The organism is Neoalteromonas facilis, assembly GCF_002807665.1.
Taxonomy (GTDB): Bacteria; Pseudomonadota; Gammaproteobacteria; order Enterobacterales; family Alteromonadaceae; genus Alteromonas_E; species Alteromonas_E facilis.
This window is the reverse complement of record NZ_PEAY01000001.1, coordinates 670,280-689,447: the sequence shown is the minus strand read 5'-3', so window position 1 is coordinate 689,447 and position 19,168 is coordinate 670,280. Positions and strand designations below refer to the sequence as shown.

Below are 19,168 nucleotides of genomic sequence, written 5' to 3'. Positions count from 1 at the left end.
GCTAACATACGCGCCGCTTAGTCAAGCACACCTATGCGTCTATAGCTCAGTTGGTTAGAGCGCTACCTTGACATGGTAGAGGTCCCCTGTTCGAGTCAGGGTAGACGCACCACCTTATAATTCCATAATGTTCCAATAAAATATTTAAACCCTTCAAAATTAACGGTTTTAGGCGTTTTAAAGCATAGCCATTGTGTACTAAAGTTACGGAAACTAAAAAGTTGCCCTACCGTCTCACAACTGTAACGTAGTACGCAAACTTAGAGAAAATATTACATGGCTAGTGAAAATTCCAGTAAACAGATGCAGTTACGTTCTCGTTCTCAGAATTAACCCTCTATACTAACAAAATTGAGCCATGGCGCATTTATGGACGCGTTAACTTATGATAGAGCGCATCGAAAAATTATTTTCAAATAGAACCCCGCTTTTATCTCCTTGTAATGAAATAGTTCAACCAAGGCGGAGAGGCCATTACTTATTAAAAAATATAGCGGTATTGGGTATTCTCGCTTGCCCGTTTTATCTTCAAGCTTACGAGATAAAATCGCTGTTCGAAATGCCTTTATCAGAGCTACTCAACGTCGAAGTTGCTGTATCAAACCGAAATGCAACGCCTATCAATTATACTCCTGCAAGTGTAACCGTGTATTCAAGTGCGGAGATAGAGAGTTTGGGGGTACGCACCTTAGATCAATTGCTCAACTATATTCCCGGATTTACTGTCGCCCGTTCTGATATCGAAGGTCGAAGTTATACGCCCGTCGTAAGAGGGCGCCGATCAAACTCAGTAGGACGAGAAATTCTCGTGTTATTAGATGGTATAAGGCTAAATGATCCCGTTACAGGAGGCGTCTTTTCTCAGGAACGCGGCATCAATCTGGCCAATGTAAAGCAAGTTGAGGTCATCAGAGGTCCTGGTTCAAGCATGTATGGAGCAAATGCTTTTTCAGGCGTCATTAATATCATTACTAAAGACAATGGCCGATTTACCCAAGTCGAGCTTGGTCAATTTAACGCCAAAAGTGCCGTTTTGATGGCATCGCATAATAGTCAGAATTGGGGCATCAGTGGAACATTCGCGTACTATCGTGATGATGGTGATGATTACCCTAATTTTTATAACTTCTTTGGCTCCTTGAACGATACGCAAGATCCAGAACGACAGACTGATGTTTTCCTCAACCTCTTTTACAAAGATACTAAGCTGATAGTCAGACACAATGAACGCATCAGTTACGATTTTATAATCGCTGGTGGTCAAGCCAATGGGGAACAGCGTCACTTGGTGGATAACACATCTATACGGTTATCAACTGACAACCAGCTCGGTCAATTTGATGTTAACTGGTTTGCAGAATATTCCATCAATGACGCTGACTCCCGTTTTGGTTTGTTTCCGGACTCTCCAAATCCAATACAAACAGGAAATCCACTCTATTGGTCGGACGGCATTACAGTGCAAATGATTGGTGGAAATATCCGAACCGTTAAACAACAGAGGTTTGGGGCTGATGCCAAGTATCAGATCGCGCCCAATCATTTACTGAATATCGGTCTACTTTACAAAAAGGAATCGGTAGGTCTTAATCCGTTTCAGACCAACATTGATATTGCAGAACTGGAACGAACTGGAAGACTGATTCCAAGTACGACAGGCATCGAATACGGTTTTTATATTGGCGGGGTGCGCTTTGATTTATTTACGCCGTCCTCCAGACGAAGCAGCGGTGTGTACGCTCAAAGCAGTTGGCAAGTTGATCCCTCAATCACACTGACATCAGGATTGAGATACGACGATTACGAGGATTTCGGTGACCACCTTAGCGTAAGGTTGGGGCTTGTTAAGAAGTGGGATACTGATACAACATTCAAGCTCTTATACGGTGATGCGTTTAGGGCACCCTCTTTCGTAGAAACCCGCGCAGGAATAGCATCGGGGGGGATTTCCAACCCGGCATTAATTCCAGAAAAAGTAAATACCTATGAGTTATCCTGGACAGAGAACCATGATAGTTTCAGCTCAACATTTACTTATTTTTATAATCAATATGACGATATGGTGGTGCCTGTCTTAGTGGATGATGTGGTTCCTGGCTTTACCGCATTTCAACCGCAAAATAGATCAAATGCGAATACCAGTGGTGTAGAGTGGGAAGTGAGTGCGGAGTTATCAGAAAATTTACGTGTTCGCAGTGGTGCCAGTCACATGTTTAAACGTATCGCAGAAGAACCTGTAGGCAATACATCTTTGTTTGTTATTGGCGAGTATAAATTCAGCGATTTTAGCTTTAATTTAAGCGCGTACTATCACGATAAGGTACTGTCGAGAATTAATGGCAACATACAACTCGACAGTTACATTGTGACAAACGCAATGTTTTATTATTCAATAAACGAACAACTCGATATTTCATTAAGAGCGAATAACCTGTTTGATGCAGCTTACACGACCTGGTCACCACAGGCTGGTTTGGAAGAGGGTATACCCGCAAGAGGTAGACAAGTTCTCATTGGACTTAAGTATACGCTTTAGTCTGAATTGCGTTTTACTGCACTCTCAACGTCTTAGGCGTTAACCTCGTGATTGCTGTATTTTATTTTAATTAAATCGAAAGCTGATACGCACAAATGCCCACTGAACTGGCGAGGTTTAGCGAGTCGATGACTCCACTTCCAGCAATGGTATAGGGTTTTGCATTGAATTGCGTTAGCGCCTGATGCGGAACTCCGCGAGCTTCATTGCCAAATAAATAACACTCATAATCGGTAAAGCTGGGAGTATTAATAGTACTGCCTTGCAGATCCAAATAGGCAAACTTAGCGAAACGATCCGACAGTGTTTCCAGCGCCACATCCAGCTCGATAGGCAAACTGAATATCGCCCCCATACTGGCGCGCACCACTTTTGAATTATAGGGGTCTACGCTGTTAGGACTCAGCAGTAGTTTAAATTCACCAAACCACGCTAATGTGCGAATGATAGTGCCGAGGTTACCGGGGTCTTGTACTTCGTGCAGATAAATACAGCGCATGGGTTGTGAAGCCGAGAGTTTGGTATTAGCGCTCGCTTTTGATGGTGATAGGGGGACTCTCGCAATCATGCCTTGCGGTGTTTTGGTATCACTAAGCTGCGCCATTTGTTTGTCGCTGACTACAACCAATTCAAACCCAGCGGATAGCTGTTTGGCCCATTCTTGATTGGATTCGGTCACATAGAGAGTGATCGCACGAGCGCCTTCGGTGTCTGGACAGGCTTTTTGCAATTCTAATATGAGGTGTTCACCCTCAACCAGATAGTAGCCAAATTGTGAGCGATACTTCTTTTGATGCAGCTTTTTGACATCGTCAAGCTTCATATGGGCGAGCCTGTTTTACAGTGGGAGGTTTGTAATTCGAGCCTGTGAGTATACAATATTTGCCGTTTTAGCGATACCAACAGAAGACACACCCGATGGCCCGATCAAAGACCAGTAAAAAATGGATGGATGAGCACGTTAACGACCCCTACGTTAAGAAGGCGCAAATGGATGGGTATCGCTCCCGCGCTAGCTACAAACTCATCGAAATCAATGAAAAAGACAAACTGTATCGCCCGGGATCTGTGGTGATGGATCTGGGGTCTGCGCCGGGTGGGTGGTCTCAAATCGTCGCGCCTGTCGTTGGTGAGTCAGGGCGCGTGATTGCGTCTGATATTTTGCCGATGGATTCCATCATCGGTGTGACCTTTATTCAAGGCGATTTCACTGAAGAGGCAGTGTACGAAGAAATTCTTCAAGCACTCAATGGTAGCCAAGTGGATACGGTTATTTCAGACATGGCGCCCAACTTAAGTGGTGTTAAAAGTACCGATCAATACACCTCAATGTATTTGGTAGAGTTGGCGCTTGATATGGCGCGTAACGTGTTAAAGCCCGGTGGCAGCTTCTGCGCCAAAGTGTTTCAAGGTGTGGGCTACGAAGAATACGTCAAAGACGTACAGCGTTCGTTTGATAAGGTCATTGTCCGCAAGCCTGCAGCGTCTCGACCTCGCTCTCGTGAAGTGTATTTGGTAGGCAAAGGCTTCCGCGCTTAACGCTCAAGTAGCGGCAATTTGTTCGCGACGCCGTTCCATTCGTCGGCATCGGCAGGGGGCGCTTTTAACTCATTGATGTTGGGCCATTGTTGGCAGAGCTCAGCATTGATAGCCAGATAAGGTTCTTGCCCACGGGGAAGGTCATTATCTTGAAAAATCGCTTCGGCTGGACATTCCGGAACGCACAGCGCGCAATCGATACAAATGGCCGGATCAATGGCCAAAAAATTGGGTCCTTCAAAGAAGGCGTCGACGGGACAAACCGCGACGCAATCGGTGTATTTGCACTTAATGCAATTGTCGGTGACTACAAAGGTCATGCGCAGAGAACAGCGTTGCTAGGTGAATATGCCGCATAGTGTAATCAAGCCCATTTAAAACACAAGTTTCCATTGTTGCCCTATAGTTGAAATGCCTCGTTTAGCTACCTAAATTGCAGCATCTGATTTACACTACGCACCTTTGCGAAGAAGCTATCCAATCTACTGATGAGTAAGTCTACATGTTGCGTTTAACTGATATTCAATTACCTCTGGCTCACGAAGAGTCAGCGCTTGAGCAGGCTGTGTTGAGTAAGCTTAACATTCCAGCTAGCCAGTTGCTGTCATTGAATGTGTTCAGACGCGGTTATGACGCGCGCAACAAGCGAGATATTAAACTGATTTATACCCTAGATGTGGAAGTAGAAGGTGAAGAGGCGCTATTAACCAAGTTTTCTCCCCAACAAGGAGTGCGTCAAACACCTGATATGGAATACAAATTTGTGGCTCAAGCCCCTGATGATTTGAGCGAAAGACCTGTCGTTGTTGGTCTCGGGCCGTGTGGTTTATTTGCGGCGCTTATTCTGGCGCAAATGGGATTCAAGCCAATTGTACTTGAGCGCGGCAAAGCAGTACGTGAACGCACAAAAGACACCTTTGGTTTTTGGCGCAAACAGCCACTCAATCCTGAATCCAACGTACAATTTGGTGAAGGCGGTGCGGGTACCTTCTCTGATGGAAAGCTATACAGCCAAGTCAAAGATCCCAAGCACTATGGCCGCAAAGTGTTGCATGAATTTGTTGCAGCTGGCGCCCCTGAAGAAATAATGTACGTAAGCAAACCCCATATTGGGACCTTTAAGTTGGTCAATATGGTTGAAAAGATGCGTCAACAGATTTTGGACTTAGGTGGTGAGATCCGTTTCAGCACCCGGGTTGAAAAGCTCGATATGGACAGCGCGGAAGGCCAACATAAAGTTAGAGGTCTTCATTTGTCGAACGGTGAATACTTACCGTGCAAACATGTGATCCTAGCGGTAGGGCACAGCGCGCGTGACACTTTTGAAGCGTTGTATGACCAGGGTGTCTATATTGAAGCGAAGCCATTCTCTATTGGCTTTCGCATTGAACATGAGCAGAGCATGATTGACCGCTGTCGCTTTGGTGATAATGCGGGCAACCCGATCCTTGGTGCGGCAGATTACAAACTGGTGCATCACTGTAAAAATGGTCGCTCAGTGTACAGTTTTTGTATGTGTCCGGGAGGCACTGTCGTGGCTGCTGCATCTGAGCCAGGCCGCGTAGTGACCAATGGCATGAGCCAATACTCACGCCACGAACGTAACGCGAATAGCGCAATTGTGGTGGGTATTGAACCCGAGAAAGACTACCCAGGGCATCCTCTCGCAGGAATCGCGTTGCAACGCAAGTTAGAAGAAATGGCATTCAAAGCCGGGGGCGAAAATTACCATGCACCCGCACAATTAATTGGTGACTTCCTGAAAGGTAAACCGAGCATTGAGTTAGGCGAAGTACAGCCTTCTTACACGCCGGGTATTACCTTGACCGATTTAAGTAAGGTCGTGCCTGACTATGTGACCGAAGCGATCCGCGAGGCCATTCCAGCCTTTGACCGTCAAATTAAAGGGTTTGCTAAAGCGGAAGGTTTATTGACTGGCGTCGAAACGCGTACGTCTTCACCGGTTTGCATTAAACGTGGTAAAGACTACCAAAGCGTTAATGTAGAAGGGCTTTATCCCGCTGGCGAGGGAGCCGGTTATGCAGGCGGCATTTGGTCCGCGGGGATTGACGGCATTCGCGTTGCCGAGGCCGTAGCGCTATCTGTGGTAGAAAGCCCTAGCCAGTAAAATTGGCAACCTAAATCACCTGCGATTTTTCTTCATGCGTCGACTTTGTTCGGCGCGTTTTTCGGTGCGTTTTTCTTTGCGCTCTTGTTTGTCTGGCGTCGCTGATCCGTCTTTGAAACGCTGTTTACGTTTAGCTTTTTCAGCAGCCTTTTTAGCCGCAGCTTCGGCTATTTCGATCTGTTCTTGCGCAAGCATTTCTGGTGTTTCTAGGCTGATCCTACCGAGCTTTCCTGACTGCAATTCGTTTAATAGGACTTCACAAATTTTATGCAGGTTTACTTTGCCGCCACTCATGATAGCACCACGCTTTTTCGCGGCAGCTTCAAGAAACTCTATTTCGGTGTCTGGCAGTTCATCAAGCTTATAGTTCTGCTTCATCAATTCAGGGTAGGCTTTAATCAAATAATCAGCCGCAAAGAACCCGACGTCGTCATATTCCATCGCGGTGTTTTTAACCGCCCCTGAAGACGCTAACCGGTAAATTGAATTGGGGTTTTCTAACTTTGGCCATAACACGCCTGGGGTGTCGTGTAAGACTATGCCATTATCTAAACGTATACGCTGTTGGGCTTTGGTTACAGCTGGCTCATTGCCGGTCTTGGCTATCACGCGACCTGCTAAGATATTAATCAACGTTGACTTACCTACATTCGGAATGCCTGTAATCATGGCGTTAATGGATTTAACAGACGCATCTTTTTCGGGGCAGATACGGCGTATGATCTGCATGATTTGCTTGCTCTCGGCCGGTTTGTCACTTGAAGTTGTAATGGTGGTGACACCGCGTTCACTTTCTAAATGCGCCTGCCAGCGAGCTGTAATTTCTGGGTCTGCCAAGTCGTATTTGTTTAAAATCTTGAGGCAAGGTTTGTCGCCACGGATTTTGGCAATTTCAGGGTTTTCACTGGAATAGGGAATGCGAGCATCCAAAACCTCAATGAGGATGTCTACTTGACTGAGAGATTCCTTAATCTCTTTAAGGGCTTTGTGCATATGCCCCGGAAACCACTGTAACGCCACTTGAACTGCCTTTTCACCATGTTAAAGCGCTATTGTACTTGATTTATGGATAAGTGTTTCAATTCTATTGTTCGAGTTTCTATGGGCCCAGCGGTTTTGTTGTGTTGTCTCCATTATATTGCCGTAATGTTTATGGTGATTTCGTTTCATTCATCTCGGCGTGTGCTTTCAGAAACGGCTGATAGTCGGCGTAGTCTCGATGGTGCAGAACTTGTCCCTCTTTGAGTTCTAGAATGGTAATAAAAGGCATGCTTTTGGTATCTACGATTTTATTGTCGCCGAGGTCAATTTTCCAATTCAGCACACCTTCAAATATCGCGACATCCCCCGACACCCATTGACGGGATGAAGTAAACGACATCTCCTGAATGCTGGCGTAGTTTTTTGTAAAGTAGGTCACTGTCTCTGCTTTTCCCGCAACGGAAACGTCACCAAATACAGGTTTAGCCGTGGTATCTGCGAAGCTACCATCCTCATGAAGAAATTGCGCTAGTGTTTGCCAATCACGTGCAATGTAAGCGTCAAAATAGGTCTGAGCGATTGTCTGGTTGTCTACCTGAGGGTTAGCAAATAGATGAAAGCTAACGAGACAAAGTACTATGGTTGCAAGATATTTTTTCATGGCGTTTCTCCAAGGGGCCAAAGTTCCAGCATAAATAACATTGTATTTTTCTGTCGTGTTTATACGACCAGAGTGCCCGTGCGCAAGATAAGTGGACGACTGTTTGGCTTTTTACCTATGCCATGCAAACCACCCGATCCAAATTTCAGCCCAGTGCTCTTTTAGTCTGGAATTCATCGGTGCAAAAATGTATTTCTTTGTTTCCTCTGGTGTATCCTCACTTATTAAGTACAAATTAGCCGTTTTCAGTTAGGTAGCTCAATATGATGAAGTCCATAAGTAGTCTTTTCCTTAAAACCTTCGTGTGTGCGTTTGTCATGTTGTTCAACTGCGCAAAAGCGTCAGACCTAAACAATCTGTTGCTCATGAATGTTGATATTGTCGATGTGGAAAATGCGGAACTGTTAAAAGATCAAAACATTCTAATTGGTGATGGAAAGATACTAAAGATCAGTGCAGATCCTTCAGGATTGCGCGAGGCGGCAAAGCACCACCTCGATTTATCTGGTTACACCGTAACACCAGGCTTGTTTGATATGCATGTACACAATGCAACATCGCCATCGGGATATGATTCGCTAGATGACGTGAAAAAGCGATTACGTTTTTTATTGCGTCATGGCGTTACAGGGATCCGTGATATGGCCGGTGATGTGAGGCAGTTAGCTTATCTATCAAGGATGGCACTGATTGACGAAATTGATTCTCCAAATATCTATTATTCAGCTCTTATGGCTGGGGAAACATTTTTTGATGATCCGAGAACTCACGCTTCAACTGCAGGTTTAACAGCCGGTCAAGTGCCTTGGATGAAAGCGGTTTCAAATACAACCGATTATGCTTTAGCTGTTGCCCAAGCTATTGGCACTGGTGCATCAGGGATCAAGCTATATGCAGACCTTACTGCAGAACAGGCTGGTGAAGTAATTTCAGAAGCCCGTCGACAAGGTATTCCGTCGTGGGGACACGCTGCTATTCTGCCAGCAAAGCCACATGAGTTAGTAGATGCAGGGATAACGAGTATGTCGCATGCTAGCTTATTAGCTTGGAGTTCAACGGATAAAGGCACGGGGACGGGTAAAGAACGCTATTCAGACTTTGCGATAGACACTGATGCTTCGATGTTCAAACAAATGATCTCCAGTATGGTTGAACAAAGCATTTACTTGGATGCCACCATTAACACCTTCAAGGATCACAAATCTAAGAATGTATATCAGAATGGGATTGCGGCAGCAAAGGCTGCTTATACTGCAGGCGTTCCTTTCCTCGTCGGCACAGACAGCGGTGTTGATTACAGTCAACCTTATCCACCGATTGTTGATGAAATGATGGCATTGCATGAGGAGGTAGGACTGACCCCTATAGATGTGATCAAAGCTGCGACAATACATGCGGCTAAATTACTGAAAATTGAACAATCAGTTGGTTCTTTGAGTGAAGGTAAACAAGCCGATTTGGTTATTTTGAACAGCAATCCTCTTAACGATCTAAATGCCTTTAAGTCAGTGGTGATGACAATCAAAAATGGCAGGATAATTCAATGAATTAAACAGATCACTGCGTTCACTCAATTTGATTGTAAAGGCACGAAGAAATGTCGCGCCTTATCAATCAAAATAATTCCCGATCATTGACAATTTCATTGTTCAAAGTGCTGATTAAAACAACTCTATCGAGTTATCTACACAGCGAACGAACATCCCTAGTGCACAGTTTCGCGGTGACGGTCTTACTTGTCATATTTCAACTCAAAACGCATTTTTGATGCAACACGGATACCTCAATTTAGACAAATTTTGCAACATGTTAGCCTATACGTTTTTGAATCTAGTGTGTTATAACAAACTCGTTGCTTGGAGTTTGGGCAACAGAACTACTAAATAAAACAACAAGTTGTAGTTATACACACAGGGACAATAAATGAAAAACAGAAACACAGTAAAACTCGCACTGACTGCGGCCGCAGTAAACTTAGCTCTCTCTTCTTCGTATGCATTTGCACAACAAACCGATACCGATAACATCGAGAAGATCGAAGTTACCGGCTCTATTATTAAGCGTACGGATTTAGAAGGTGCATCACCGATCACATCAATAGATGCCGAGCAAATAGCAAACACCGGCGTAACAGACTTGATCTCGCTGTTCACCAAATTGCCAATTTCTGGGCAGGGAACATTCTCAACACAGGGAAATAGTAGCGATGATACGGCTAATGGCGGTTCAAGCGTTTCATTGCGCGGGTTAGGTGCGGACTCTACCCTAATACTTGTTAATGGACGCCGCGTGTCGGTTTCACCTTTTGCAAAAGGCATTGATACGGCGTTCGTTGATATTAACAATATTCCGCTAGCAGCAATCAAGCGAGTGGATATTCAAAAAGATGGCGCGTCGGCGACCTATGGTTCTGATGCTATAGCGGGTGTTATCAACATTGTTTTAAAAGATGATTTTGATGGCGCTCAAGTCAGTGCAAAAATCGGTACAACAGCTGATGGTGGCGGAGAAGAGCGCAATGTCAGCCTAATATGGGGTAGCAGCGCAGACAAATTCAGTCACACTTTCATTATGGATTACTTTGATCGTGAAGAAGTTTTATACGCCGATCGGTCATATTCTCGCTCAGCTAATCAGTCCGCATTGCGCCCTGGTGATCCTGATGCAGTCGACTTCAGAAGTTCATCGGGTATTCCAGGTACCATTGCACTGGCTTCAGACCCAACCAATCGGATTATCGATGAATTTGGTAACGACCGTTGTGCACCAGAAGACATAAATCGTGCGGCATCTTTATGTGTATATGACTATGCACCTTATATGACTATGGTCCCAGATGCTGAACGATTCAGCTTTAACTATATGGGTAAATATGAGGTAAATAACGACCTACGCGCGTTCGCCGAATTAAATGGTCAGAATTCGAAATCTATAGTGCGCGGTGCGGGAAGCCCTAGCTTCAATGAATTGTTTATGTCGGGCGATAACCCAAATCATCCATTTGCAGATGATCCAAGTCACCCATTTTATGGTCAGGATCTGACGATGCGCAGACGTACTGTTGACATTGGCAATCGTGAGAAGCGCGTGGATACTGATTATTACCGTGCAATCATTGGCCTTCAGGGAGAGTTTGATACTTGGAACTGGGAAACTGCCTACAGCTACATCAAGAGTGAATCTGTCGAGCGCGGGGTTGATGGCTTCCCGAACTCTGAACGTATTCAAGACGCAATTGATAGCGGACTCTGGAATCCGTTTGAACCAAGCTCGAATACACAAGAAGCATTAGATTACATCGAGACATCCACTACACGTGTAGGTAAATCAACGGCGAAAACGCTAGATGCGTCTATCTCTGGACCAATCATGCAAATGGCGGGTGGCGATATGATGCTGGGTTTAAAAGCTGAATACCGTGAGGAGGCAATTGCGGATAACCCAGATGACCAATTCCTGCGTGGCAACGTTTTTGGTACTGAAGCGACTCAAGCAAATGGTAGTCGAGACAGTAACGCATTTACTGCTGAGCTTGTTATGCCTGTAATGGATGAGCTGGAAGTTCAGTTTGGTATTCGTCATGAGGATTACAGTGATTTTGGTACGACTACCGATCCTAAAGTGGCGGTTCGCTGGACACCTGCAGATAACCTAACCGTTCGTGGTTCTTATGGCACAGCGTTCCGTGCGCCGTCGTTACATCAACTGGGTCTTGGCCGTACCGATGAATCACCGAATTTGGTTGATACCATTCGCTGTAATGCTGTTGGCGTAGGTTGTCAGCCTATGGAATATACCGCTGTTTTCGCCGGTAACCCTGATTTGGGACCGGAAGAATCGACTAACTACAACATTGGTGTTATTTATGAAGTTACCGATGCGCTAAGTTTCTCTGTCGATTATTACGATTATGAAATTGAAAACATCATCGACTCAGATACCCAATTCGTGTTCACTAATTTTGGTGATGATCCTAACGTTGTCGAGCGTATTCCTACAGGAAATCCAGGTGATCCGGGCGAAGTTGTACGTGTATATGACTCATTCCAAAATATCGGTGACTTGAATACATCTGGTTTGGACGTCGATGTTCGCTATCGTTTAGAGACCGATATGGGGATGTTTAGATTCAGCTATGTCATGAACTATGTGCTCGATTTTGAAGAGCTTCGTCCTGATGCTTCTGGCGGTAAGCGTGTGAATAAGCAAGAAGGTGAGTTTGAGCAGCCTGAATTGCGCTTCACTGCTTCTGTCGATTGGTCGATGGATGATCTTGCAGCAACACTAGCTTGGAATCATATCGGAGAGTTTGATGGAGACGCAGATTCAGGGTTTGGTGATAAAACGATTGATGCGATGAACACATTAGATTTAGTTGTTAACTATTCGCTCAACGATAACACTCGTTTGACGTTAGGTGCTACTAATCTGCTAAATGAAGAGCCTTCATTTAGTCATCATGACTTTATGGGCTATGTACAAAGTGTGCACAGTGGTCAAGGTCGGTTTACCTATTTACAGGCGACATACAGTTTCTAACTGTTAGTATTGGCAAATTAAAGCGGCACATAGGTGTCGCTTTTTTTTATGGGTATTGAATAAATACTGTTGTAATCCTTTATTTTTAATGCTGTTTTTAATTTCAGATATCAAAATATATTTTTGCGTTTATCATAGGTATATAAATTACCTATCTGGTCTCTGTGATGCATAAACTTGATGCCACTGATAAACGTATATTAGACATACTGCAAAAAGATGCCTCGATTTCTGTTTCAGAAATTGCAGAACGGGTGAATATGTCACAACCTCCCTGTTGGCGAAGGATCAAGCGATTAGAAGAAAACGGTATTATTGAGCGTCGAGTCGCATTGGTGAACCGTAAAAAGCTTGGACTCAATGTCATTATCTACGTGGAAATCAAATTGTCTGCAAATGGACGTCAACACGTGGGAGAGTTTGAGGAGCAAATTCGAAATTTCCCTGAAGTAACAGAGTGTTATGTCATGCTTGGCAGGATAGACTTTCTTTTAAGAGTTGTAACGCAAGATGTAGAAAGTTATGAACAATTCTTTCGAACGTATTTATCGCAGGTGCCAGGTGTGCAAGAAATTAACTCTATGGCAGCGTTAACTCAAGTGAAGTACACCACCGAAGTACCATTGGATGCGATCTGACCAATATTGCATTTTGTGTCTCCTTCGCTGACTTTTGCGATCGCTTTGACTTACAGTAATTCATGTTGGAGCTACAACGAGGAATTTATATGGTTAAGGTATTTATAATTCATAAAAATGGTCAAGGTGAGATAAAAAATACCCGATAGGTCAAATTGAATACCGAGTTAGATAAAAAATAACTGAGTCGTTTACTTACAATCTACGCAAGAACAAATATACCCAGCGAGATGCAAGGCTCAGTAAATGAATACCTCAAATGACAACCTTACCTATTCATCTAGTCACTCCATCGTAAACGGCAGTTTTGCTGATATTAAAAGTGCGCACAAGGGATGTGCTCTTCGCGGTGCTGAGCTCTTGATCAAGGCGCTTATTGCCGAAGGTGTAGAGGTTGTTTTTGGTTATCCAGGTGGTGCCAACTTGGAAATTTTTGACGTTCTTGCACATAGTCCTATCCGTGTCATCAGAACCGAGCATGAACAAGGAGCAGTGCATGCAGCGCAAGGCTATGCAAGGGCTTCCGGTCGAGTAGGGGTATGTTTGGCGACATCAGGTCCCGGTGCAACCAATTTGGTGACAGGGATTGCCGACGCAAACAGTGACTCCACACCGATAGTTGCAATTACAGGCAATGTACCAACGCATTTATTAGGTAAGAACGCGTTTCAAGAAGTGGATATTACAGCCATTACGGCGCCCATTACCAAAGCCAGTTTTCTGATCAAAAAGGTATCCGACATTCCTGAAATCGTAAGTCGTAGTTTCCTTTTGTCGACCACTGGGCGGCAAGGTCCGGTGCTAATCGATTTACCTAAAGATATTCAACAGCAGTATCCTTTGGATTGCTTTGGTAATTATATTGAGCCACCAATCCCTGCGCTTGTTGACATGCCATCTGCCAGCAATCAAGAGATGACGCAATTTCAGGTGGAGGAGATATATCGCTTAATTGAACAAGCGCAAAAGCCCGTCATTTATGCCGGTGGGGGTATTGTGGCGGCCAACGCTGCGGCCAGCTTGCGATTGTTTGCTGAGCGCATCGAATGCCCTGTTGTTACCACTATTATGGGACAAGGGCTTCTTCCGTCCGAACACGCATTGAATTTTGGTCCTTTGGGAATGCACGGCAGCAAGTGTGCAAATACTGCAGTGAATGAAGCTGATTTGGTGCTCGCACTGGGGGTTCGTTTCGACGATCGTGTGACCGGCAACGTAAACACATTCATTGAGCACGCTAAGATTATCCACATTGACATTGATCGCAATGAATTGAATAAGAACAAAATCGTTACGTTTCCGATTTGCGCAGACTTAGCTGTCGCGCTCTCTCAATTACGGGATGTGCCAGTAAAACCCAAACAAAATGTTTGGGTGGATTATCTGAACGTTTTAAAGCGGGATTATCCTTTTAACGTTCCTCTTAGCGATGGGAATTCATTGTCACCTCAATACGCTATTTCTGTATTAGCTGAAGTTACACAGCGAAATGCGATTGTTTCGTTAGGCGTTGGACAACATCAAATGTGGGCAATGCAACATTATGCTAGTGCTGCACCTCGACAATTTTTGTCCAGTTCAGGTTTTGGCACCATGGGCTTTGGCCTTCCCGCTGCGATTGGGGCAAAAGTAGCGTTTCCTGAACGCATGGTCATTGATATTGATGGTGATGGCTCATTCAATATGAATGTGCAGGAACTCGCGACGTGTTATCGCTTCGGTTTGGGCGTGAAGATCGTGATCATTAACAATCAGTGGTTAGGGATGGTGAGGCAATGGCAGGACATGATATATGACCGGAACAGATCTAGTTCTGACATGTCAGATCCATTTGAGCAAGGCGATGTAAACTCTGCGATTTACCCTGACTTTATTGCGATTGCGAAAGGCTACAATATAACTGCCGAGAGAGTAACGCATAAAGATGAATTAGAGGGAGCGTACAAAAGGATGTTGGCCGATCCGAATCAACCATATTTGCTCGATGTGGTGGTTGAGTTTGAGGAAAATGTGTTTCCTATGATCCCCGCAGGGGGCAGTTATAAAGACATCATCATGGATCAGCAGCAATTAGTGCATGCGAATAAAGGCCAACAGGGAAGCAACATTTAACAGAAAATTTACTGAGTCGCACATTGATATGTGCGACTCGTCAGTTTGGATTATGTGTACCAACTACACACTTATCTATTGCCAATCAGACATGCCATAGCGACTCATAATTTGCTGTAATTGACCGGAGGCGCGCAATTGTGCGGTGCCTTCTTCTATTAATTTTATATATCCTGCAGAACTTTCTTTGGCAGGACTACAAGCAATAAACATTTCGGATGGTTCACCCAAGGTACCCGCTTGCTTAATGTTACTGAGTCCGAGCTCCTGCAATTTCGCTTTCATAACATTGGGTGACTCAATAACAACATCAATACGACCAGCAGAGAGTTTTTTGATGTTCTTTTCCAAAGCGTCGTTACCGCCTAAACCGTCAAAACTGCTTGGATTAGCGGCAATCAATTCATCAATCTCTTCACCATATGCGTAGCCGTTAATGACTCCGACCTTTTGTGTTAGCAGTGAATCAAAGCCAGTGTATTCCCATGCGCTATCCGATTTAACAAAGAATCCTGTACTGTCGAGCCCCCACGATACAGCAGGGAACGCGAAATCAGGCGCGTCTTCTTTGTAAGCGCCCACGACACAGTCATGGGAGCCTTTACGCACCGAATCAACGGCTCGCTCCCATGGCATTAGTTGATAATCTACCGTATGCCCAGCAGGCTCGAATATAGCCTTTGCTAACTCAATCATATAACCCGGCTTATCTGAATTGGGATCGCCATTATTGGGATACCAATCGTCAGCGCGAATAGATATGGTGTCAGACAGTGCATGACTACTAAAAATCGCAAAACTCAAAGCAAAGATAGGGGTAATGTTTTTCATCTTTTCTCTCTTGAACCCGTTGAACGGTAAAGTGTTCAGAGCTGGGAGCTTCATGAACGAATGATGTAAAGGACTACCTAAATATAGCCACACAATCTAGGAATGCCAAAATAGGTCGACAGGCCGGAAGTATGCATGGCTAATATTAGGCGTTGAAGCCTGCTTAATTGGTATTGTACAAAAATCAAACAAAAAAACTGGCGGTAAAAAATTCTCAACTATACTTACGCCTGAATGGTCAATTCTTTGATGAGAGCAGTCATGAAACTAAAGTGCTTCGTTTTAACCGCGTGTTTAGTTACTCCATTTGCTGTAAATGCAGAGTGGTCTTCAACCATAACGCTTGCCAGTGATTATCTCTTTAACGGTGTTTCACAAACAGATGAGGACCCTGCTTTGCAGGGCAGTATCGATTGGGAAGGTGAAACCGGTTGGTATGCTGGCACATGGGCTTCTAACGTAGATTTCGGCGATGACACTGATATTGAAATCGATCTGTACGTCGGTTATTGGCACGATCTCGGTGACGACATGAGTTTGGATATCGGCATCGCTCAGTACACGTATCATGGTGGCGACTTCAGTAGTGATGGAGACTATGCGGAAGCCTATATTGCGTGGGGGATCAACAATACCGAGCTCAAATTTTGGTATGCATGGGATTACTTTGGTACAGGCGCGGGTCACTACATCACTAAAATTAGTCATACGATCCCTGTAAATGATGATTTCAGCGTACTGGTAGGGGTCGATAGATCAGTCAGCATGGACGAGGATGATTTTGTTTGGGAAGACAACGATAAGGATTATATACATTGGCAATTGACTGCTAGCTATGCGTGGCAAGGTTTTGACTTCACTTTAGGCGTGGAGGGAACGGACCTAGACACTTATGGCGATACCGTTGTTCTAGCGACCGCCAGTAAAACCTTCAGTTTTTAGGAGGCGTTATGCGAATTGTCACACTTGTCATTGCGCTCTTATTTACAGCAAAAGTCGCGGCTGAAACGGTTTATGTAACGTCTCTTGTTTGGCCGCCTTATTCTGACTCGCAAATGAAAGAGCTGGGCGCTTCCATTGCCGTTGCTAAAGCCGCGTTTAGTGCAATGGGTCATGAATTAGTGGTTGAGTTTTACCCATGGAGCCGCGCGGTCAACTTGGCAGAGAAAGAAGATAGTAAATACATTGGTTACTTGCCAGAGTATTTTTTTGAAAGTGATAAATTTGTGTTTTCAAACCCAATGGGGAAAGGGCCACTCGGCTTGGTGGAGTCCGTCAGTTCGCCCATTAGTTGGTCAAGTTATGATGATCTCAACGCTTATACCATTGGTGTTGTACAAGACTACGTCAATACCGAAGAGCTTGATGCCAAGATTGCTTCAGGCGAAATCAATGCGCAAACCGTAACATCAGATGATAAAAACCTGTTAAAGGTCGCAGCAGGCAGGATCAATGCGGCGGTGATTGATGCAAATGTGTTTCGTTATATGGTTGAAAACGATAAAGCGCTTGCGAAGGTTGCCGATAAACTTCAAATGAACCCCAAGCTATTAGTCGAGAAAGATCTCCACATTGCGTTTAAAAATTCGGCCGAAGGAAAGCGATGGCAGGCCATATTTAACGAGGGACTTGAGAAAATAGATGTAGATGCGGTAATGGCAGACTATCTGAAATAAAGACGCTTACCAGTAAGGAATATACGGCATATGAAGTTTACTCAGTCCATATCATTTCGCTTGATTATCGCTGTACTCGCTGTGGTAGTAGTAGTGGTTATTGCTTCAGGCATATTTGAATATAGCTCTCAAAAGAACCGTCTTCATAATCGATTGGAAACGCAAATTTCAATGGCAGCTACACGCCTTCAGCTCAATTTGCCGGGAGCGGTGTGGAATTTCGAAGAACAGCAAACAGAGCGCATCTTAAGTGCAGAACAACAAGCGGATAGCATAGCCCGACTTGAGCTATTCAATGACTCTGGTGAGCAAACAATGGCCTCTCCAGGAGCAACGACCGATGATATGCGTATCATAAAGCTCTCTTTTGATGATGGTGGAAACCAGGTTCCTGTTGGGCAAGTTAAATTATATGTCGATCATACAGCCGTTGATGATGAACTTAGTAGTTTAGCGATAACTGCTGTAGTGAAGGGCATTATATTAGCTGTTCTGTTAGTCGCTGCGTTGTATTCGTTGGTAGAGTATCTGGTGCGCAAACCACTGTCTGAAGTCGGATTGGCTCTTGAAAACATTGCTCGCGGAGAGGGGGACCTAACCAAACGCCTTACCGTCAAAAATGAAGATGAGATTGGCATGGTTGCTAATTCATTCAACGAGTTTGTAGTCAAAATTCAAAACCTGGTGGTGGCAATTCAAGGGGCAATCTCTGAAGCCGTGAATAATGCGCAAAACGTGGAAAATGGCACCGTTAAGGGGCGTGGTTATATCGAAAAGCAACAAATTGAAACTGACCAAGTCGCGACAGCGGTGACACAAATGGCGTCGTCATCCAAAGAAATAGAACACAATGTGCAAAATACAGCGGGTGCGGCTGAGCAGGTCAGCGTCGATGCACAGCGAGTATCAGATGTTATTGGTGAATCGGTTGCGTCAATCAATGAACTCTCTCGACAGCTAGACTCTGCAACTGAGGTTATTCTATCTCTAGAAAGTGATGTTGAAGGTATTGTAAGCGTATTAGAGGTGATCGTTAGTATCGCCGAGCAAACCAATTTACTCGCACTCAATGCGGCGATTGAAGCTGCTAGAGCGGGTGAACAAGGGCGCGGGTTCGCGGTTGTTGCGGATGAAGTGAGGGCATTAGCGAGTCGCACTCAAGAAAGTACAACGCAGATCCAAAACACGATCCATAAGTTGCAGTCCAGCGCTAAATCTGCAGTATCCGTAATGTCGTCGAGTCAGCAGCAAAGTAAATTATCAGTCGAATCTGCATCAAGCTCCAGTGCGTCCATTAGCGGAATTTTACAATCAACTAAGGATATCACCGGCATGGCGGCGCAAATCGCAACGGCTGTTCAGGAGCAAAGTACGGTGTGTGAAGAGTTGAGTTGCAACATCAACCGAATCGTCAGTGCAGGACAAGATAGCTTGTCACAATTTACCTCAATGACGAATTCAGCGGAGAATATGCGCGAAACGGCTAATCAGCTTGACGAGCTAGCAGGGCAGTTTAAAGCTTAGATT

General features: G+C 44.7%; 15 protein-coding genes and 1 tRNA gene. 11 read left to right on the top strand and 5 right to left on the bottom strand.

The features are described from left to right. Window positions 1-35 precede the first annotated feature (35 nt). Together CSH93_RS03120 and CSH93_RS03115 are read left to right on the top strand one after the other, a co-directional pair. A tRNA-Val gene (locus CSH93_RS03120) sits at window positions 36-112 on the top strand. A gap of 447 nt (window positions 113-559) precedes the next feature. Next, the gene (locus CSH93_RS03115) at window positions 560-2,536 is read left to right on the top strand and encodes a TonB-dependent receptor plug domain-containing protein (RefSeq protein ID WP_164078280.1); all 1,977 of its coding nucleotides are present in this window, start codon (window positions 560-562) and stop codon (window positions 2,534-2,536) included. A gap of 70 nt (window positions 2,537-2,606) precedes the next feature. On the opposite strand, the gene CSH93_RS03110 is transcribed toward CSH93_RS03115, so the two are convergent. Beyond that, window positions 2,607-3,359, bottom strand: a complete 753-nt coding sequence (locus CSH93_RS03110) for a TrmH family RNA methyltransferase (RefSeq protein WP_100641747.1) — start codon at window positions 3,357-3,359, stop codon at window positions 2,607-2,609. A gap of 95 nt (window positions 3,360-3,454) precedes the next feature. Here CSH93_RS03110 and rlmE point away from each other — a divergent pair, with 95 nt between their 5' ends. Then, window positions 3,455-4,075, top strand: a complete 621-nt coding sequence (gene rlmE / locus CSH93_RS03105; protein WP_100641746.1) for a 23S rRNA (uridine(2552)-2'-O)-methyltransferase RlmE — start codon at window positions 3,455-3,457, stop codon at window positions 4,073-4,075. Here rlmE and fdxA read toward each other — a convergent pair. Next, window positions 4,072-4,395 carry a ferredoxin FdxA gene (gene fdxA / locus CSH93_RS03100; RefSeq protein ID WP_100641745.1) on the bottom strand — a complete coding sequence of 108 codons (324 nt, stop codon included), beginning with the start codon at window positions 4,393-4,395 and terminating at the stop codon, window positions 4,072-4,074. The genes rlmE and fdxA overlap by 4 nt on opposite strands. Before the next feature lie 182 nt (window positions 4,396-4,577). Between fdxA and CSH93_RS03095 the strand changes: the two genes are divergently transcribed. Beyond that, window positions 4,578-6,203 carry an NAD(P)/FAD-dependent oxidoreductase gene (locus CSH93_RS03095; protein WP_100641744.1) on the top strand — a complete coding sequence of 542 codons (1,626 nt, stop codon included), beginning with the start codon at window positions 4,578-4,580 and terminating at the stop codon, window positions 6,201-6,203. A 15-nt stretch (window positions 6,204-6,218) separates the two neighbouring features. Here CSH93_RS03095 and ylqF read toward each other — a convergent pair whose 3' ends face one another. Both ylqF and CSH93_RS03085 read right to left on the bottom strand, forming a co-directional pair. After that, window positions 6,219-7,223 (bottom strand): ribosome biogenesis GTPase YlqF, encoded by a 1,005-nt coding sequence (ylqF, locus tag CSH93_RS03090; RefSeq protein WP_100641743.1) that lies wholly within the window; start codon window positions 7,221-7,223, stop codon window positions 6,219-6,221. Window positions 7,224-7,353: 130 nt separating this feature from the next. Continuing rightward, the gene (locus CSH93_RS03085; RefSeq protein ID WP_100641742.1) at window positions 7,354-7,845 is read right to left on the bottom strand and encodes a nuclear transport factor 2 family protein; all 492 of its coding nucleotides are present in this window, start codon (window positions 7,843-7,845) and stop codon (window positions 7,354-7,356) included. A 263-nt stretch (window positions 7,846-8,108) separates the two neighbouring features. Between CSH93_RS03085 and CSH93_RS03080 the strand changes: the two genes are divergently transcribed. The 4 genes from CSH93_RS03080 (at window position 8,109) to ilvB (ending at window position 15,134) form a co-directional block, all read left to right on the top strand. Continuing rightward, the gene (locus CSH93_RS03080; RefSeq protein WP_100641741.1) at window positions 8,109-9,392 is read left to right on the top strand and encodes an amidohydrolase family protein; all 1,284 of its coding nucleotides are present in this window, start codon (window positions 8,109-8,111) and stop codon (window positions 9,390-9,392) included. A 376-nt stretch (window positions 9,393-9,768) separates the two neighbouring features. Continuing rightward, window positions 9,769-12,384, top strand: coding sequence for a TonB-dependent receptor plug domain-containing protein (locus CSH93_RS03075; RefSeq protein ID WP_100641740.1), 2,616 nt, complete (start codon window positions 9,769-9,771; stop codon window positions 12,382-12,384). 167 nt (window positions 12,385-12,551) lie between these two features. After that, window positions 12,552-13,022, top strand: a complete 471-nt coding sequence (locus CSH93_RS03070) for an Lrp/AsnC family transcriptional regulator (protein WP_100641739.1) — start codon at window positions 12,552-12,554, stop codon at window positions 13,020-13,022. 246 nt (window positions 13,023-13,268) lie between these two features. After that, window positions 13,269-15,134: a biosynthetic-type acetolactate synthase large subunit gene (gene ilvB, locus CSH93_RS03065; protein ID WP_100641738.1), complete on the top strand. Its 1,866-nt coding sequence runs from the start codon at window positions 13,269-13,271 to the stop codon at window positions 15,132-15,134. A gap of 75 nt (window positions 15,135-15,209) precedes the next feature. On the opposite strand, the gene CSH93_RS03060 is transcribed toward ilvB, so the two are convergent. Then, the gene (locus CSH93_RS03060) at window positions 15,210-15,965 is read right to left on the bottom strand and encodes a substrate-binding periplasmic protein (protein WP_100641737.1); all 756 of its coding nucleotides are present in this window, start codon (window positions 15,963-15,965) and stop codon (window positions 15,210-15,212) included. 261 nt (window positions 15,966-16,226) lie between these two features. On the opposite strand from CSH93_RS03060, the gene CSH93_RS03055 reads away from it, so the two are divergent. From CSH93_RS03055 to CSH93_RS03045, 3 genes are read left to right on the top strand one after another with little or no spacing between them, the layout of a single operon-like run. Further along, a complete protein-coding gene (locus CSH93_RS03055) occupies window positions 16,227-16,907 on the top strand; it encodes a TorF family putative porin (RefSeq protein WP_100641736.1) in 681 nt (226 codons plus the stop codon). 8 nt (window positions 16,908-16,915) lie between these two features. After that, entirely contained in the window at window positions 16,916-17,641 is a 726-nt protein-coding gene (locus CSH93_RS03050; RefSeq protein WP_100641735.1) for a substrate-binding periplasmic protein, read from the top strand. A 30-nt stretch (window positions 17,642-17,671) separates the two neighbouring features. Continuing rightward, on the top strand, window positions 17,672-19,165 hold the full coding sequence (locus CSH93_RS03045) for a methyl-accepting chemotaxis protein (RefSeq protein WP_100641734.1): 1,494 nt from the start codon (window positions 17,672-17,674) through the stop codon (window positions 19,163-19,165). The last annotated feature ends 3 nt before the right edge of the window (window positions 19,166-19,168 follow it).

Bases quoted from the DNA above. Each gene is read 5' to 3' on its own strand.
- CSH93_RS03115 (WP_164078280.1), top strand. From the start codon at position 560: ATGCCTTTATCAGAGCTACTCAACGTCGAAGTTGCTGTATCAAACCGA.
- CSH93_RS03110 (WP_100641747.1), bottom strand. From the start codon at position 3,359: ATGAAGCTTGACGATGTCAAAAAGCTGCATCAAAAGAAGTATCGCTCA.
- rlmE (WP_100641746.1), top strand. From the start codon at position 3,455: ATGGCCCGATCAAAGACCAGTAAAAAATGGATGGATGAGCACGTTAAC.
- fdxA (WP_100641745.1), bottom strand. From the start codon at position 4,395: ATGACCTTTGTAGTCACCGACAATTGCATTAAGTGCAAATACACCGAT.
- CSH93_RS03095 (WP_100641744.1), top strand. From the start codon at position 4,578: ATGTTGCGTTTAACTGATATTCAATTACCTCTGGCTCACGAAGAGTCA.
- CSH93_RS03085 (WP_100641742.1), bottom strand. From the start codon at position 7,845: ATGAAAAAATATCTTGCAACCATAGTACTTTGTCTCGTTAGCTTTCAT.
- CSH93_RS03080 (WP_100641741.1), top strand. From the start codon at position 8,109: ATGATGAAGTCCATAAGTAGTCTTTTCCTTAAAACCTTCGTGTGTGCG.
- CSH93_RS03075 (WP_100641740.1), top strand. From the start codon at position 9,769: ATGAAAAACAGAAACACAGTAAAACTCGCACTGACTGCGGCCGCAGTA.
- CSH93_RS03070 (WP_100641739.1), top strand. From the start codon at position 12,552: ATGCATAAACTTGATGCCACTGATAAACGTATATTAGACATACTGCAA.
- ilvB (WP_100641738.1), top strand. From the start codon at position 13,269: ATGAATACCTCAAATGACAACCTTACCTATTCATCTAGTCACTCCATC.
- CSH93_RS03060 (WP_100641737.1), bottom strand. From the start codon at position 15,965: ATGAAAAACATTACCCCTATCTTTGCTTTGAGTTTTGCGATTTTTAGT.
- CSH93_RS03055 (WP_100641736.1), top strand. From the start codon at position 16,227: ATGAAACTAAAGTGCTTCGTTTTAACCGCGTGTTTAGTTACTCCATTT.
- CSH93_RS03050 (WP_100641735.1), top strand. From the start codon at position 16,916: ATGCGAATTGTCACACTTGTCATTGCGCTCTTATTTACAGCAAAAGTC.
- CSH93_RS03045 (WP_100641734.1), top strand. From the start codon at position 17,672: ATGAAGTTTACTCAGTCCATATCATTTCGCTTGATTATCGCTGTACTC.